This is a genomic window from Pseudomonas sp. Irchel s3a12, from assembly GCF_900187485.1.
Taxonomy (GTDB): domain Bacteria; phylum Pseudomonadota; class Gammaproteobacteria; order Pseudomonadales; family Pseudomonadaceae; genus Aquipseudomonas; species Aquipseudomonas neuropathica.
This window is the reverse complement of sequence record NZ_FYDN01000011.1, coordinates 218,273-234,800: the sequence shown is the minus strand read 5'-3', so window position 1 is coordinate 234,800 and position 16,528 is coordinate 218,273. Positions and strand designations below refer to the sequence as shown.

General features: G+C 57.7%; 17 protein-coding genes, 1 tRNA gene and 1 pseudogene. 8 read left to right on the top strand and 11 right to left on the bottom strand.

What is annotated here, in order from left to right:
- Positions 1 to 727: 727 nt before the first annotated feature.
- Both CKW14_RS30510 and CKW14_RS19835 read left to right on the top strand, forming a co-directional pair.
- Positions 728 to 841 (top strand): annotated as a pseudogene (locus CKW14_RS30510) (colicin); the annotation flags it as partial.
- A complete protein-coding gene (locus CKW14_RS19835) occupies positions 838 to 1,095 on the top strand; it encodes a bacteriocin immunity protein (RefSeq protein ID WP_095125918.1) in 258 nt (85 codons plus the stop codon). The pseudogene CKW14_RS30510 and the gene CKW14_RS19835, both read left to right, overlap by 4 nt.
- A gap of 75 nt (positions 1,096 to 1,170) precedes the next feature.
- Here CKW14_RS19835 and CKW14_RS19830 read toward each other — a convergent pair whose 3' ends face one another.
- From CKW14_RS19830 to CKW14_RS19780, 11 genes are all read right to left on the bottom strand, one after another.
- Positions 1,171 to 1,536, bottom strand: a complete 366-nt coding sequence (locus CKW14_RS19830; protein ID WP_095125917.1) for a histone-like nucleoid-structuring protein, MvaT/MvaU family — start codon at positions 1,534 to 1,536, stop codon at positions 1,171 to 1,173.
- A 68-nt stretch (positions 1,537 to 1,604) separates the two neighbouring features.
- A complete protein-coding gene (locus tag CKW14_RS19825; RefSeq protein ID WP_095125916.1) occupies positions 1,605 to 1,793 on the bottom strand; it encodes a hypothetical protein in 189 nt (62 codons plus the stop codon).
- Between the two features lie 65 nt (positions 1,794 to 1,858).
- Entirely contained in the window at positions 1,859 to 2,836 is a 978-nt protein-coding gene (locus CKW14_RS19820; RefSeq protein ID WP_371857754.1) for a chromosome segregation protein SMC, read from the bottom strand.
- 93 nt (positions 2,837 to 2,929) lie between these two features.
- Positions 2,930 to 5,845, bottom strand: a complete 2,916-nt coding sequence (locus CKW14_RS19815) for a DUF927 domain-containing protein (RefSeq protein WP_095125915.1) — start codon at positions 5,843 to 5,845, stop codon at positions 2,930 to 2,932.
- Complete coding sequence (locus CKW14_RS19810) at positions 5,842 to 6,114, bottom strand: DUF3077 domain-containing protein (RefSeq protein ID WP_095125914.1); 273 nt, start codon at positions 6,112 to 6,114, stop codon at positions 5,842 to 5,844. Before CKW14_RS19810 ends, CKW14_RS19815 begins: the two co-directional genes overlap by 4 nt.
- Complete coding sequence (locus tag CKW14_RS19805) at positions 6,111 to 6,395, bottom strand: hypothetical protein (protein ID WP_025109233.1); 285 nt, start codon at positions 6,393 to 6,395, stop codon at positions 6,111 to 6,113. The genes CKW14_RS19810 and CKW14_RS19805 overlap by 4 nt, the downstream gene beginning before the upstream one ends.
- Before the next feature lie 528 nt (positions 6,396 to 6,923).
- Positions 6,924 to 7,229, bottom strand: coding sequence for a hypothetical protein (locus CKW14_RS19800; protein WP_095125913.1), 306 nt, complete (start codon positions 7,227 to 7,229; stop codon positions 6,924 to 6,926).
- Positions 7,226 to 7,507, bottom strand: a complete 282-nt coding sequence (locus CKW14_RS19795; protein WP_095125912.1) for an AlpA family transcriptional regulator — start codon at positions 7,505 to 7,507, stop codon at positions 7,226 to 7,228. The genes CKW14_RS19800 and CKW14_RS19795 overlap by 4 nt, the downstream gene beginning before the upstream one ends.
- A gap of 100 nt (positions 7,508 to 7,607) precedes the next feature.
- On the bottom strand, positions 7,608 to 8,447 hold the full coding sequence (locus tag CKW14_RS30225) for a hypothetical protein (RefSeq protein WP_256587256.1): 840 nt from the start codon (positions 8,445 to 8,447) through the stop codon (positions 7,608 to 7,610).
- A gap of 279 nt (positions 8,448 to 8,726) precedes the next feature.
- Positions 8,727 to 9,968: a tyrosine-type recombinase/integrase gene (locus CKW14_RS19785; RefSeq protein ID WP_095125911.1), complete on the bottom strand. Its 1,242-nt coding sequence runs from the start codon at positions 9,966 to 9,968 to the stop codon at positions 8,727 to 8,729.
- Between the two features lie 164 nt (positions 9,969 to 10,132).
- Positions 10,133 to 10,217 (bottom strand) — tRNA-Leu (locus CKW14_RS19780).
- A 107-nt stretch (positions 10,218 to 10,324) separates the two neighbouring features.
- Here CKW14_RS19780 and queA point away from each other — a divergent pair.
- From queA to CKW14_RS19750, 6 genes are all read left to right on the top strand, one after another.
- Positions 10,325 to 11,389, top strand: coding sequence for a tRNA preQ1(34) S-adenosylmethionine ribosyltransferase-isomerase QueA (gene queA / locus CKW14_RS19775; protein WP_007916915.1), 1,065 nt, complete (start codon positions 10,325 to 10,327; stop codon positions 11,387 to 11,389).
- A gap of 14 nt (positions 11,390 to 11,403) precedes the next feature.
- Positions 11,404 to 12,519, top strand: a complete 1,116-nt coding sequence (gene tgt, locus CKW14_RS19770) for a tRNA guanosine(34) transglycosylase Tgt (RefSeq protein ID WP_162130185.1) — start codon at positions 11,404 to 11,406, stop codon at positions 12,517 to 12,519.
- Between the two features lie 43 nt (positions 12,520 to 12,562).
- On the top strand, positions 12,563 to 12,901 hold the full coding sequence (gene yajC / locus CKW14_RS19765) for a preprotein translocase subunit YajC (RefSeq protein ID WP_007916913.1): 339 nt from the start codon (positions 12,563 to 12,565) through the stop codon (positions 12,899 to 12,901).
- A 64-nt stretch (positions 12,902 to 12,965) separates the two neighbouring features.
- Complete coding sequence (gene secD, locus CKW14_RS19760) at positions 12,966 to 14,834, top strand: protein translocase subunit SecD (protein WP_007916911.1); 1,869 nt, start codon at positions 12,966 to 12,968, stop codon at positions 14,832 to 14,834.
- 9 nt (positions 14,835 to 14,843) lie between these two features.
- Positions 14,844 to 15,758, top strand: a complete 915-nt coding sequence (gene secF / locus CKW14_RS19755; protein ID WP_095123431.1) for a protein translocase subunit SecF — start codon at positions 14,844 to 14,846, stop codon at positions 15,756 to 15,758.
- 121 nt (positions 15,759 to 15,879) lie between these two features.
- Positions 15,880 to 16,428: a glycine zipper 2TM domain-containing protein gene (locus tag CKW14_RS19750; protein WP_007916907.1), complete on the top strand. Its 549-nt coding sequence runs from the start codon at positions 15,880 to 15,882 to the stop codon at positions 16,426 to 16,428.
- The last annotated feature ends 100 nt before the right edge of the window (positions 16,429 to 16,528 follow it).

The following is a 16,528-nucleotide window of genomic DNA, read 5'->3' as shown; positions in this document are numbered from 1 at the left end:
AACGGCAGCAATCGGCCAATAGTTGCCTGTTGGAGCCGGCTAAAATCGGCCCAAAGCAGCCTTTCACGGCAGAGCTTTTGCAGTCAGTTGAGTGGCGCTAGCTACTTCATAACTGGCATCATTTACAGACAAGTTACCGTTGCAAGGAATCAACATTGTCGAATAAATCTGCTATGCAGAAACTATGGAAAATCTTTCATCATTGGGCTCCACCGGTTTTCTGCACTTTCCTGGCGTACTACCTCGGAAAAGGGGCATTTGACGGGCTCGGTGCAACATTAGGTGAGGCATGAGCGTCAACTGGAGGATGGGCTACAGACCCTATCTCGTACCCACGGTGGTTTGTTCTCACATCGACGACTAGCGTCCTGGGTGGGGGGATCTTTCTCTGGATCAAGCAATACCAGCGTCTCAAGGTGCTGAGCAAGAGCCATGAGGAGTTGATCGACGGTATGACCGAAGCATTCAGTAAGGCTACCAAAGACCTTGATTAGCTGTGACCCTTCGTTAGCCGTCTGCTCACAATACTTCAGCTAGATCCGCTACGGAATGGCCGGCGACAGCCATCGCCTAGTGTCCGCTTCTGGCCGAAAGCAGACCTCCGCGGGCGTCATATTGAGCCGAGAACCGCCAGTGTTTAGATGGTTGGCGCATGAGGCGCATTTTGCCTCGGTTTGGGCATATGCCATCATTCGACTAACTCAATGCAGCGGTTAAGCTTCGATCCTTTGAGCTTCACCACGGGGTTCCAGTTTCCGAAGGTGGCGAGGTTTACGATGTCGACAACCTCAGCGCTTTGGCACCTAAAGGCCTTATTGATACACACCGGAGCTCGAAATGATCGCACTCAAAAGCAGCCTTTCCGAATACTCGGAGAGCGAGTTTCTCGAACTGATCAGAGAAATCTGCAGCGCCGCGGGCACCGAAGATTATCAGGACGAGTTGCTGGAAAATTTCATTGAGGTGACTGGCAATCCTGCGGCCTCTGACTGGATTTATTATCCAAAAGACGGCGAGGACGATTCGCCGAAAGGCATTCTGAGAACCGTCAAAGCTTGGAGCTCGTCGCAGGGTTTGCGAGGCTTTAAAGAGTAAGGTGGAGAAGGACGTAATTGGAGCTGAAGGTAACTAAAAAGGGCCCGGACGGGCCCTTTTTCAGGTGAAGCGACTTTATTTTTTCAACCAGCTCTCAACCTCGTCGGCTCCGTGCTTGGTTTTCCACTCTTTCAGCGTCTTGTGATTGCCGCCTTTGGTTTCAACCACTTCGCCGGTGTGTGGGTTTTTGTAAGTCTTCAGCTGGCGAGGCTTGCGAGTAGCGGTCGCTTGGGCAGGCGCTTGGCGGCGCGAGCTGCTCTGCGGGTCAAGCAGATTGATGATGTGCTTTAGGCTGAAACCGTACTGATTAAGCAGCTCGCGTAGCTTCGTTTCGAACTCAATTTCCTTTTTCAGCGCTCCGTCGCTCTTTAGTGCTTCCAACGCCTGGAGCTGTTCTGCGAGGTGTTTTTCAAGCTGACGGTATTCGGCAAGTTTGGACATGTGCATTCCTTGTGTTGTTTGTGTTTTAGCGATATCTATCTGAAGTGTATTACAGCACGGAGTTCAGCTCACTTTCGCCCCTTCAACTGGTCTTCGATGTAGCTCATTTCGTTCTTGATCAAGTTGACGGTCAGTGTCTGGACATTCGAGACCTTACCGGTTTTGATGTCCACAATTTTCATCAGCGCGGTCAGGTGGTTTTTTCGCGCCTTCAAGGTGTCTGTCCAGTTGGCACTGCTTTGTATTGGAGTGATCATGATCGTGGTCCTGATGGATTTTTAAACAGCCTACATCGGTAGGCTGTTTCGGGCAGCTTGGTGGGTTACAGCGAGAGAACTTCTTGGATTGAGTATTTGGCGGCGCGCTCCCACAGATCTGTACTGTTCCAGTTGTGGAAGTTTTCGCCTTCCTCAGGAATTACCAGTTTTCTAAGAGTAATTTGGTCGCCACCAACAAGATTGATGGCAGACCAGAGCTTGCCGCCCATCTCCAATAACTCTTGAGCTTTTTCGTTCCACTGTTCTTCGAGAACAGTCCGTGCCAAGTGCAACGCCTGTCGTTCGATGGCTTTGTGTTCCTTCTGTGCCTCGTCGATATGTTGATCTACGATCACCAGCTCCTGCTCCAGCGCGGCAATGATCAGAAGTTGCCGACGATGGTGCTCGCTCGCAGTCGCCAGATTCTTTGCAGCTTTCTGGGCATCGGCATTGGCGGTCTTCTCACCCTCCGTGTCGCCCCAGGCCACGGCTTGTGCATAGGCGGTCGCTGCATCGGTTTCGGCTTGCCGAGCCTTGGCCATGTCCTCTTCTGCCTGCTGCTGGATCTGCGCCAAGCGGGTGCTGAGGCTGTCGCGTTTCTCGTTGAGCTCTTGTTCGTCGGCTTTCCAGTTCGTCATCGATTCGACGTAGCCCGCCATCAGGATTTCCTGATTGAGCAGCTGTTCACGTCGTCGAATTCGAGCGTCTGCATGGCTAGCGCGTGTCTTGCAGGAGTCGTAAGGAATTTTGAGGGTGTTGTACTGTTTTCGAATTTCATACAGTCGATCTGCATCGAGTTCCTCCTCGTTTTCCAAGAGCGCTTCCAATGGAGCTATTTGCACGTAGTGCTCTGCTGCCTCCCTCAGGAGGCTATCGCGGCGGGTGGTCCACTCTGCGATTTCGCCCATCAACACTCGCTTCTTTTCACATACGCTAATCACTTCGCCTGTGGCTGCTACGGCAGGTGAAAGCCCTGTCTCATGAGCATCTGGATTGCTGGCTAGCAGTTCGTGCTGTTCGGTGGAGGTTTGGGATTCTTTCATTCGTCTTGTTCCTTCAAAAAATGGGTTTGGGTTGAATGAGCGGCTGGCGAGGCCGGGAATAAGCCGGCGTTACCTCGATCAGCGGGGATGCCCTCAGGCGGCCCGAGCCTCGCCGTCATCCGGTTCTGGAATAGCCTTCACGATGTAGCAGCGTTGCTGCCCGAGGCCGGGTAGCCGCACCAGACTCGACGCCTTGCCGTCGCTGCTCGGTTCCAGCACGCCGCGTTGCAACAGTTCCTTGTTCACTGCCGTGAGGTTCATGCCGCGAAAGATCTCGGAGCGCCATGCCTCGGTCAGCACGTAGTAGGTGTTGGTGGTGTGCATGGTGTCGCCCATGCCGTGCTCCAGCGTCTTGCGAAAGCCGAGGCGGTCGATGGTGCGCGGGCCGTGTTCGTCGATCTTCGCTGCCGCCGATTCCCAGCGGGTAAAGCGGCTTTCGCCGAAGCGCTCGATCACCTGGCGCAGCCGCGCCAAAATCGCATCGCCCTCGAAGTTTCCGGCGCCGCCGCGCTCGTGGAGCCATGCGTTTAAGCACACGCGAGCGGCTGTGGTAGCCGTGCCGTCCGGCCAACCGGTGATGCCCATCGCTGTGGCCAGCTCGCCTGCTGCGGCGGCGAGGCCGAAGCGCGCTGCGGCACGGTGTGCCTGTCCACTCGCGGATGCAGGGAGCGACTTGGCAATGAAGCCTTCCAGCGTGCGGCGCAAGATTGCGGCCCAGCCGTGGCGCTTGCCGGGTTCGCACAGCGCGGTCAGAAAGGCGGTGAGCGGTGTGCCGTAGTAGTTCGCCACCCGCGCCTTGAGTGCATCGGACAGTGCTGCCGCATCTTCGAAACCGTTGAGCGTGTCGAACATGCCAAGGCCTTTGCTGGCATCGGCCGGGACGGCGAGCATGCGCACCTCCATACCGGCTTTTAGTTCCTTGTTGGCTTCGGCCATGTGCTGGGCCAATGTCTTCTCGCCGGTGGAGAGAAAAAGCAGACGCCATTCCTGCACCTGCCGGCCCGCTTGGCCTCGATCATTGGCTCGTGCCTTGCCGGTGCCGTTGCCGAGCATGTACACCGTCTCGCCGATGATGCGGGCATCACACATGCCGATTTCATCGAGCACCAGAAGCCCGTCGGAATGCGCGGCAGCGATCGACTCCAGTGCGTTGTCGGTCGAGCGCCACGAGCGCACCAGACGCGGCCCGCCGTAGATCGAAGCGGCAACTTGCAGGTGCGTAGTCTTGCCGCCGGAGCTGTCGCCGTAGAGGTGAAATCCGCCCGATTCGTGGCCGAGCATGTGCAGCAGGGGGCCGGCGAAGGCCACTCCGACGACAAACGCCAAGCGATGGTTGCCGATGCACAACGCGCCGATCTGCTGTTGCCATTGATCCAGCGTGCCCGCTTCGCTGATCGGCGGAAGCTGGGCGCCGGCCTCGTAGAAGTGCAGGTGTTCCGCGTGCATGCCGACCTGCTGCTCGGGCAACAGAAAGGCGTTGTCATGCCAACCCAAACGGGTGACCAGACGCGCACGTTGCGCGCTGTCGAAGCCGCCCAGATAACTCTGCAAATCGTTGCGTGCGTTGCGCCCCGAGCGACTGCCGGCCAGACGCAACCCCATGTCCACCAGCGGGCCGAGTACGTCCTTGCCGAAGTCGCCGGTCATAGTGCGCGCCGGAATGTTCCAGCGTTTCTTGGTGCCGTCGGGGTCGTCGAACTCGACCAGCAAACCCCAGTTGTGACCCTTCTCGTCACGGGTGCGCGCAAGGATTGCCAGCGGCGAACACACCGGGCGTGCTTCACCGTCATCGCCGGCATAAAACACACCTTCGGACGTCAGGCGAAAGCCACCGAGCATCAAGTCGGTTTTCGATTTTGCCGGGCGCTTGGCTGCTGCTTTGGGTTTCGCTTCTGGCTCCGGTTCTGGCTTGGGTTCCACCTGGGCAACTACCGGTTTTTCTTCGATCACACTGAACAGCTCGCCACTAGTTTCCAGTTTGGCGAAATGGCCGGCGGTCCAGCCTTTGCCGAGTGCGTCAGCGGCATCGTCGCCGTCATCCCATTGACCACCTTTGGCGAATGCAGCGTGGTCGTTCTTCAACGTAGGCTTGCGTTTGAACACCTCCAGCTCGATGAACCGGACCGACGCGGCGCCGATTTCGCTCAGCTTCTCGGCGACGGTGTTCATGCAGGCTTTTCCGCTGTCGTCGTTGTCCGGCCACAACACCACGTCTCGTCCCTTGAACGGTGTCAGGTCAGCTTTGTGCCAGGAGTTGGAGCCGTTCGGCCAGCAGGTGGCGACATAGGTCGGCAACAGCTCGGCGGCGGCATCGGCCGCTTTCTCGCCTTCGCACACAACCACTGGTGTGTCAGCGCGCTGGGCTAGTTCATCAAGGTGCAGCAGCGGACGGGGATCCGGCAGACCCTGCCAGCGCCACTGCGTGGTTTGACCATCAGAGCGCTGACACCACGTCAGCGGTGCAAAGACCTTCTTCGGCTTGCCGTCCTCATCCGGGCCGAGGTCGAAGCGATACAGCGCCATGAGCGGCTGACCCTGTGCATCACGATAGATCCATACCTTGGACGGCACACCGTGTTCACGGTGCTTGGCCGGGCACTTGTTCATGGCCTCGGTCGGGATCGGCTGGATGGCGTTCCATGTCGGCGCCTTGGGCTTAGTCGGGGCGACTGTGATCTTGGCGGCGCCGGGTGCAACGTTCAGCCAATCCGCCAGTTTGTGGCAAGCTTCAACGTCGGTGTCGCCGTCCAGATACCGCACCAGATCAATCAAGTCGCCGCCTTTATCGCCGGTAGCAAAATCCGCCCATGTGCCTTTGCTCAAATTGACCTTGAGCGATCCCGCACGCTTGTCGCTGCGAGTCGGATTCGGAGCGGTGTATTCCTTGCCGCCGTCCACGCGCTTGCCGTTGGGTAGCCAGTGCGACAAGACACGATCAATATCTTTCAGCGCGGCGGATTTCACGTCGGCAAAGCTCGGGCGTTTAGCGTTGTTCGGTCGTTGGCTCATGTGTCAGCCCTCGGCAGAAACAGTGCATCGTTGATGTCGTCGATCAGGGCTTTGGCCATCTCGCCCAGGTACAAGGCGGGCCAACTGAAGCGCTCGCCGTGGTCACTCATGGCCGCGTCGAAACTGAGCTGGTTCGCGTGATGCTGCAGCAACGACACCATCTCCAGCGCGTCTTCGACGGGTACTCCGGCATTCACCCGAAACAGCTTCAGGTCGGTGGCATTGACGCGAGAAAAGGTAGCGTGGCCCGGCGTGGTGGAAATGTTCATAGCGCACCGCCTTTCTGCACCGCAGGTGTTGAGGTGGTGTCACCGTGCATGGCCAGCGTTTTGATCAAACCGAGGGTGCCGCGCACGTCCCAGAGGACGGCGGCAATGACGTGATTGGCAAGGCGTGAGGATTCGTTTTCGAAGTGATCTTCCAGCAGCGTGAGTACCGAGTCAGCGCGGTCGATGGCGCAGGTGATGGCGTCGATAGGTACGCCGGCTTCTGCGGTTGGATTCACGCAGAGCAGATCTTCGGGCAGGGCAAAACTCAGGGCGTTGTTCATTGGGCACCGCCTGCGGTTTCGAGCGCGCGGGCTTTGGCCATGTGAGCGTTGTAGCGGGAGAGGCGTGTAGCGAGACTGGAGTTGGCGTGTAAAGCGGCGAGAGCCATTGCACGGTGTGCAGCGGCGCGAATTTTGGACGGATTGAGGGCAGGCATAGGTGACACTCCAAGTTTGAAGATGGAGCTGCCACTGATCGTCGCCAAACGATTTAGGGTGGCAGCTGTGCGCAGGTTGGCGAACCGGGAACTTGGAACCCGGCAGACCCGAAGGTCTCCCACGCACAGCTGCCATAACACGAAACGGCGGGCACAAAAAAAGCGCCTGCTGTCGGATGGGGCGCCTGTGCGCCAAGTAACTCGGGTCGCCAAACCCGGTCGCTGAATTTGCAGCGACGGCCAGAGAGTAACGTCCGTGTTTCGAAAGTGCAACTGCGCTGATGGCTTGCGGATTTTTCAGGTGCGGCATAAATTGTTCGGGCATGTAGATTGACCTCAACGCCTCCGGATCGCCCCCGGAGGCGTTTTCGTTTCAGGCATGGGCTTCCCAGCGCAGGGAGAGAAGGGGCAGGAATCCGCCGTTGAGCATGGAGCGGGCGTCTTCGTAAGCCTCGACCTGCTGGCCTTCGTCGACGACAACGGCTCTGGTCTTTTCGCAATGGAGGGAGAGGGCGCACCAGGTGCCGTCGGCCCAGCTGAGCACGCTGACAACGCGACCTTGCCTGTCCTGCTGGCTGCGGTAGCGTTCAAGACGCTGCATGACGCGAGATGAGAAACCGATCCGACGCAACACGGAAAAGGGGTGCATCAAAGCGTTGTTTGCAGTCTTGTGGCTCATGCAGCCACCTGATCACGTGCCTCGATGCGGCTGCGCGCCCACGCTTGAACTTCGGAAAGGACCCAGGCGACAGGGGCGCCGCGTGCGTTGCTATTGCTCAGTTTGACGGGCTGCGGAAAGCCGCAGTCGGTGCGCTGCATCAGTTTGTAGATGGTCGAACGCTTCATCCCCACAATGCCTTCCACCTCCCGCATGCGGATTAAAGTTGAAGCGGCATCAAAAAGTGAGGCGGCGTTGGTGGGGGGCTTGCGGGGAAAATCGGTGACAGAGGTGTTCATAGGTATTGCTCTCGATTGGTTTGGACAACGAGAGCAATGGTCTAGAAATTGGTCGGCGGTGAGCAGTTCACTTCCATTTGAAATGACATTGAAATATCGGTCACACCACAAAATTGCGCTTGAGGATTCCCTCCACGCTTTTGCGGGTTAGCGTTTTCTCGGTTTCCAGTGTCACCCACTCAGCACGCTGGTTGAGTGGTTTGGACACCTCTCGTTCCAGCCAGGCGTGAACCGCCGTGGTCACGTTTCGCCGTGACATTCCGCTAGCCACGTAATGTCGACCTTGCCTAATGATTGCCGTATCCCGTGCGCCGATTTCTTCGTTACGCTCCATTCCGCTGATGATGCCGCCCTTTGTGCGGATAGCGTTCTCGATTGCCCTGTAAGCGATTGGGGTCAGCTCGTCACTGATCAAGCAGGGTAGGGATGTTATGGGCTCCAAAAAAAGCACGTACTGGTCCAGTGCCTCAATACGTTCGTTAGGATCAACCTGCCTTTCCACAACCTGACAATAAAGGTCCCACGGCCAATCCGTCGGAGCCTCGGCAACATGCGACCAAGCCTCTTGTTCGGTGTAGCGCATCCAGTCAGCTAAGGCGCTCAGTGCTTTCACTGCGCAGGCCATGACGTAGGCTGCATATGCCTCGCGTTCCGATGCTGAATGACACTTGCTGTATTGGCGAACCCAATGCGCGAGACGGTTTTTTTTGTCGGTTGAGGCGTACTGAAAAATAGCCTCCTCATGCATCGTTGTCTGGATGCACATGCTGCTCATGTCGCTGCTGATGTCGCCGGTCTGGATGCGGATGCAGCACTGATTGATCAGCTCGCACACGTCAGTGATCTGTTCATTGCAGAACTCGTAGAGTGGCTGCTCTGAGAGATATTGGATCAGGCCAGCGGTTAGCGCCGAGTGCAAAATCGGGTGGGTATCAATCATGCCAATGACTCTCGACATGCAACTCACTGTCCCGCGCCCTGCGAGTTTGAAGCATAGCCAGCGAGATTTGCGCAATTGCCAAGTGTGGCGAGTGTCGGCCCGCAGCCGGATAGGGGCTTGTTCTGGCGTTACACAATTTGCATACGTTACATCGCATGTGCGGAAGATTGTGCAGGCGTGTAACGGGCATTAAAGCCAATGAAACCGGGTGTCTGGCCGGCATCGTTACATGAGTAACACCCGTTACATCGATTTTGAGGGTGGTATGGATAGGTGTGTTCATACCGCTTTCCCAAGCTGTCCCCTGATCACCATCTCGCTCGCCAGTGCATCAAGGTGATCTGCATACCACTGCATCATCTTCACCCTGTGCTCAAGGTATTGAGCCTTGTTGTATACCCCGGATATTCCCTCTTCTTTGTGAGCAAGCTGCGCTTCGACATGCTCTTTTGGCCAGCCGTGTTCCCTGAGTAGAGTGCTGGCGGTGTGACGAGTCCCATGACCAACCAGGCGGCCTTTATAACCAACCGTCGCGAAGACTTTGTTGATGGTGTTTTCACTTATCGTCGGATTCTTAGCGCCGACTCCGGGGAAAAGCCAGCGACTACGACCGGTGAGACAATGGAGTTCTTTGAGTGCGATAAGAGCTTGCTTAGGGAGTGGGCACACAAAGTCCCTGCGCATCTTCATCTTTGCGGCAGGCGTCGTCCATGTTGCTCCATCAAGGTCGAACTCTTTCCATTCAGCTAACCGAACCATGCCCGGTCTAGATGCGGTCCAGATACAGAGCCATGCAGCAGTTCGGGCCGTCAGCCTGCTGGGAGTGTTTTTGAGTGCTTGGAGGAATTCTGCCAACTCAGGCTCAAGCAAATGAGGATGCTGCTGAGTCTTCGGGGCTTGAGCGGCAATATCTCGTAGTCGACTGCCTGGATCGTTTTCCGTGAGGCCCAAACCGATGGCTCGCCCGAATATCTGATTGATCCAAGTGCGACATTTTTCCGCCACGTTGTGTGCATTCCGGGCTTCGATGGATGCTTGGAGTTCCGCGCAGTCGGTACGGGTGATTTCGTCTAGAGGCTTATCGCCCAGTGCCGGGAGTATGTCTTTGTCGAGGTAGGTGCGGATTTTGTTGAGAGTGGAGGGTGCGAGACCCTTTTCCTCTTTTGCCTTCAGCCAGGCATCAGCGGCAGCTCGAAAGGTTCGGGTCTTGGCCGCATGGATAGCAGCTTTCGCGGATCGCTTTTGTTCTAGGGGATCGGCACCGCTACTCACTACCTTGCGTAGATCGGCAGCTTTGTCCCTTGCCAGCGCACCACTTACTTCCGGGTAACCCCCGAGCCCCATCCAAGCCCAATTGCCCGCCGGACGTTTGTAGCGGAGTTGCCAGGATTTACCACCATCAGGTTTAACCCTGAAGTAGAGGCCGTTTCCGTCCAGCTCCCTGTATTCCTTTGATTCCGGCTCCAATCCCGCAAGTGTCGTGTCAGCGAGAGGGCGGCGCTTGATGTCTGCGCGCTTCATCCTTGTATCCCAAAGTTAGGTATTTTTCTCAGGATACAAGCAGGGATACAGGGATACAACGGATAAGGGGAGACAGGGGTAGACAGACAGGCACAAAAAAACCGGCCAAGTGGCCGGTTTCTTTGGATCTGAGAGGCTGGTAGAGACTCTCAGATACTGCTATGTGGTGCCCCGAGGGAGACTCGAACTCCCACTCCTTTCGAAAACGGATTTTGAATCCGCCGCGTCTACCAATTCCGCCATCAGGGCTCAATGGCGGCGAAGTATAGAGATGAGATTACCGTCGGTCAATCAGGTACATAGAGAATTTTCGATATTTCCGCTAGACTTTCCGGCCCTGCTAGACGAACCCCATCATGCGCGTTGCTGACTTTACTTTCGAGCTCCCTGATTCGCTGATCGCCCGCCACCCTTTGGCCGAGCGTCGCGGTAGTCGCCTGCTGACCCTTGACGGGCCGAGCGGCGCCCTCGCACACCGTCAATTCACTGATTTGCTTGAGCATTTGCGCCCGGGCGATTTGATGGTGTTCAACAATACCCGGGTGATTCCGGCGCGGCTGTTCGGGCAGAAAGCGTCCGGCGGCAAGCTGGAAATCCTCGTTGAACGGGTGCTCGATACGCACCGCGTGCTGGCCCATGTGCGCTCCAGCAAGTCGCCGAAGCCGGGTTCGAAGATTCTTATCGACGGCGGTGGCGAAGCCGAAATGCTCGCGCGTCACGATGCGTTGTTCGAACTGGGCTTCGCGGAAGAAGTGTTGCCGCTGCTTGATCGCGTCGGGCACATGCCGTTGCCTCCTTATATAGACCGCCCGGACGAAGGCTCGGATCGCGAGCGTTATCAGACCGTGTACGCCGAGAAACTCGGTGCGGTAGCGGCGCCGACAGCGGGGCTGCATTTCGATCAGTCGCTGATGGAAGCAATTGCGGCCAAGGGCGTCGAGACCACGTTCGTCACGCTGCACGTGGGCGCGGGGACGTTCCAGCCGGTGCGCGTCGAGAAGCTTGAAGATCACCACATGCACACCGAGTGGCTGGAAGTCGGCCAGGACGTGGTCGATGCGGTCGCAGCGTGCCGTGCGCGCGGTGGTCGGGTGATTGCGGTCGGCACCACCAGCGTGCGTTCGCTGGAAAGTGCCGCGCGCGATGGTGTGCTCAAGCCGTTCAGTGGCGACACCGATATCTTTATCTTCCCGGGCCGGCCGTTCCACGTGGTCGATGCCCTGGTGACCAATTTCCATTTGCCGGAATCCACGCTGTTGATGCTGGTTTCGGCATTTGCCGGTTATCCCGAGACCATGGCCGCCTACAAGGCTGCCGTCGACAACGGTTACCGCTTTTTCAGCTACGGTGATGCGATGTTCATCACCCGTAATCCCGCACCTACTGCCCCTAAAGAAACCGGCCCAGAGGAAACAGAATGAGTCGCGAATGTCGCATGTCCTTTGAACTTCTGGCCACCGATGGCAAGGCCCGGCGTGGTCGCCTGACCTTCCCGCGTGGCACCGTCGAGACCCCGGCGTTCATGCCGGTGGGCACTTACGGCACGGTCAAGGGCATGTTGCCGCGTGACATCGTTGCCACCGGCGCAGAAATCATTCTGGGCAACACCTTCCACCTGTGGCTACGCCCTGGCACCCAAGTGATCAAGGAACACGGCGACCTGCACGATTTCATGCAGTGGAAAGGCCCGATCCTCACTGACTCGGGTGGCTTTCAGGTGTTCAGCCTCGGCGCGATGCGCAAGATCAAGGAGGAGGGCGTGACCTTCGCCTCCCCGGTCGACGGCGCCAAAGTGTTCATGGGCCCGGAAGAATCGATGCAAGTGCAGCGCGATCTCGGCTCCGACATCGTGATGATTTTTGACGAATGCACGCCGTACCCGGCTGACGAAGACGTCGCGCGTGTTTCGATGGAATTGTCGTTGCGCTGGGCTCAGCGTTCGAAAAATGCCCACGGTGACAACACCGCTGCATTGTTCGGCATCGTTCAGGGTGGCATGCACCAGGATCTGCGCATGCGCTCGCTCGAAGGCCTCGACAAGATCGGCTTCGATGGCCTGGCCATTGGCGGTCTGTCGGTGGGCGAGCCGAAGCACGAAATGATCAAAGTGCTGGATTATCTGCCGGGCATGATGCCGGCTGACAAACCTCGTTACCTTATGGGCGTTGGCAAACCGGAAGATCTGGTTGAGGGTGTGCGCCGCGGTGTGGACATGTTCGATTGCGTGATGCCAACCCGTAATGCCCGCAATGGGCATCTGTTCATTGATACAGGCGTGCTGAAGATCCGTAACGCGTTCCATCGCCATGATGAATCGCCGCTGGATCCGACCTGCGATTGCTATACCTGCCAGAACTTCTCCCGCGCTTATCTGCATCACCTGGACAAGTGCGGCGAAATGCTGGGAAGCATGCTCAATACCATCCATAACTTGCGCCATTATCAGGTGCTGATGGCTGGTTTGCGCGAGGCTATTCAACAGGGTACATTGGCCGCCTTTGTCGATGCCTTCTACGCCAAACGCGGGCTCCCCGTTCCGCCTTTGGACTGAGTTTTCTGACCCCAAGATTCAACATTTGCAACTGGAGTGCTAAATGAGCTTTTTTATCTCTAACGCCATGGCTGACGCGGCTGCACCGGCTGCTGCCGGCCCAATGGGCGGCGGTTTCGAGTGGATTTTCCTGGTCGGCTTCCTGGTCATCTTCTACCTGATGATCTGGCGTCCACAGGCCAAGCGCGCCAAAGAGCAGAAGAACCTGCTGAGCAGCCTGCAGAAAGGCGACGAAGTTGTGACCACTGGCGGCATCGCCGGCAAGATCACCAAAGTGGCTGATGACTTCGTGGTTCTGGAAGTTTCCGACACCGTGGAAATGAAGTTCCAGAAAGGCGCCATCGCCGCCACGCTGCCAAAAGGCACGCTGAAAGCGATCTGAAGCAACAACTTCTACTCAATCGACGGGGCGCGCAAGGCGCCCCGCGTTCATAACGGGCGGCGTGATGCTGAACAAATATCCTCTGTGGAAATACATTCTGATCCTGGCGGTGCTGGCGATCGGTCTGATTTATTCCGCTCCGAATCTATACCCCGATGACCCGGCCATTCAGGTCAGTGGTGCAAGCACTGCGCTGCAAGTCAATCAGGCTGATCTGGATCGTGTGAGCACTGCGCTCAAGGAGTCCGGGATCAACGTCAAGGCAGCCACGCTGGCCGCCAACGGCAAGGGCGGTCTGATCCGTCTGAGCAAGGCTGAAGACCAGTTGCCGGCCAAAGACGTTGTGCGCAAGGCGTTGGGTGATGACTACGTCGTCGCGCTGAACCTGGCACAGACCACCCCGCAATGGCTTCGCAATCTGGGCGCGCACCCGATGAAGCTGGGTCTGGACTTGTCCGGTGGTGTGCACTTCCTGCTGGAAGTGGACATGGACAAAGCCCTCGATGCACGCCTGAAAGTCTACGAAGGCGACGTCAAGAGCCTGCTGCGTAAAGAGAAGCTGCGCTATCGCAGTCTGCCGCAACTGGGCGGTGCCATTCAGTTGGGCTTCAGCGATGAAGACTCCCGCGAACAGGCCCGTGCACTGATCCGCAAGAACTTCAACGATTTCGACATTGTTCCGGCCGACCTCAACGGTCAACCGGTGCTGCGTCTGGCGATGACCCCGGCGAAGCTGGCGGAAATCCGTGAATACTCCATCAAGCAGAACTTGACCACGGTACGTAACCGCGTCAACGAGCTGGGTGTTGCCGAACCGATCGTTCAGCGTCAGGGCGCCAACCGCATCGTGGTTGAGCTGCCGGGCGTGCAGGACACTGCCGAAGCCAAGCGTATTCTCGGCAAGACGGCCAACCTTGAGTTCCGTCTGGCTGCTGAGCCGGGTGCTTCGAAAGCCACCTCCGAAACCTTCGAGTTCCGTGAAGGCAATCGTCCGCCAGCACAGATCGAACGTGGTCTGATCATCACCGGTGACCAGGTCACCGACGCCAAGGCCGGTTTCGGCGAGCACGGCACCCCGGAAGTGAACATCCGTCTGGATGGTCATGGTGGTGAACTGATGAGCCGCGCTACTCGTTCGAACGTCGGTCGCAGCATGGCGGTGATCTTCATCGAACAGCGTCCGGTCACCACTTACACCAAGCAAGTGGTCGATGGCGTCGAGAAAGACGTTGCGGTGCAAACGTTCAAGGAAGAGAAGAAGATCATCAGCCTGGCGACCATTCAGTCGCCGCTGGGTGCTCAGTTCCGCATCACTGGCCTGAACGGTCAGGGCGAGTCGTCCGAACTGGCGCTGCTGCTGCGTGCCGGTGGTCTGGCCGCACCGATGTACTTCGCTGAAGAGCGCACCATCGGCCCGAGCCTGGGTGCTGACAACATCACCAAAGGTATCGATGCGTCGCTGTGGGGCATGCTGTTCGTGTCGCTGTTCATCATCGCCATCTACCGCTTCTTCGGCATCATCGCCACCGTCGCGCTGGCGGTGAACATGGTGCTGCTGCTGGCCTTGATGTCGCTGCTGGGTGCAACGCTGACCCTGCCGGGTATCGCCGGTATCGTATTGACCATGGGTATGGCGGTCGACGCCAACGTGCTGATCTTCTCGCGGATTCGTGAAGAGATCGCCGCCGGCATGACCGTGCAGCGTGCAATCAACGAAGGCTTCGGCCGGGCATTCACCGCGATTCTCGACGCCAACCTGACTACCTTGTTGGTCGGCGGGATTCTCTTTGCCATGGGCACCGGCCCGGTCAAAGGTTTCGCAGTGACCATGTCCCTCGGGATCTTTACCTCGATGTTCACGGCCATCATGGTGACCCGCGCAATGGTCAACCTGATCTTCGGCGGACGTGACTTCAAGAAGTTGTGGATTTAAGGGGCTGCCATGTTACGTACAATCAACTTCATGGGCGTTCGCAACTTCGCGTTCGGCGTCACAGTGTTTCTCACGTTGCTGGCTATGTTCAGTGTCGTGACCAAGGGTATGAACTGGGGCCTGGACTTCACCGGCGGTACGCTCATCGAGCTGACCTACGAGCGTCCGGCCGACGTTACCAAGGTGCGTGAGCAACTGGCGACGTCGGGTTACCACGAAGCCATCGTGCAGAGCTTCGGTGCGACTACCGATCTGCTGGTGCGCATGCCGGGTGAAGACCCGCAACTGGGTCATCAGGTCGCGGAAGCGCTGCTGAAGGTCGGCGGCGATAACCCGGCAACGGTCAAGCGTGTCGAGTTCGTCGGCCCGCAGGTCGGTGAAGAGCTGCGCGACCAGGGCGGCCTCGGCATGCTGCTGGCGCTCGGCGGCATCCTGATCTACCTGGCTTTCCGCTTTCAGTGGAAATTCGCGGTCGGCGCCATTGTTTCGCTGATTCACGACGTGATCGTAACCATCGGTATCCTGTCGTACTTCCAGATCACTTTCGATCTGACCGTGCTGGCGGCGGTGCTGGCGATCATCGGTTACTCGCTGAACGACACCATCGTGGTGTTCGACCGGGTTCGTGAGAACTTCCGTGTGCTGCGCAAGGCAACGCTGATCGAGAACATCAACATCTCGACCACGCAAACCCTGCTGCGCACCATGGCAACGTCGATCTCGACTTTGCTGGCGATCGCGGCACTGCTGTTCTTCGGCGGTGACAACCTGTTCGGCTTCTCGATCGCGCTGTTTATCGGTGTTCTGGCGGGTACTTACTCGTCGATCTACATCGCTAACGTGGTGCTGATCTGGCTGAACCTGACTACCGAGGATCTGATTCCTCCGGCCAACACCGAGAAGGAAGTCGACGACCGTCCATAACGGCCATCGTTTTCCCGGCTGTCAGCCCAAGAAAGGCGCGAGTTGAACTCGCGCCTTTTTTTATGCTCCAAGGCTGGGAGAAGCGCGGGCGCGTCCCGCATGTGATGGTCAGGAGGTTCATGTGAACAAGTCGTTGCTGGTTGGTGCGGTATTGGGTGCTGTCGGTGTGACTGCCGGGGGTGCTGTTGCCACCTACAGCCTGGTTAAAAGCGGCCCTGAGTATGCGCAAGTATTGGCCGTTGAACCGGTTAAAACACAGATCAAGACTCCACGTGAAGTGTGCAAGGACGTGACAGTGACTCGTCAGGCACCGGTAAAAGATCAACACCAGATTGCCGGTACCGTCGTCGGTGCATTGGCAGGTGGTTTGCTGGGTAATCAGATTGGCGGCGGCACCGGCAAGAAGATTGCCACGGTAGCCGGTGCGGTCGGTGGTGGTTATGCGGGTAACAAGGTGCAGGAAGGCATGCAAGAGCGTGACACCTACACCACCACGCAAACCCGCTGCAACACGGTCAATGACATCAGCGACAAGGTCGTCGGTTACGACGTGCGTTACTCGCTCGATGGCAAGGAAGGCAAGGTGCGGATGGATCGCGATCCGGGCAACCAGATTCCGGTCGACAAGGAAGGCAAGCTGATTCTGTCGCAGAATGAGCCGGCTCAGTAAGTACCGACTGTTTTAACAAGAAGCACCCTGCGGGGTGCTTTTTTTGTACCCGCAATTTTTGGCTAAACCGTGCCCCCCCCTGTGGGAGCGAGCCTGCTCG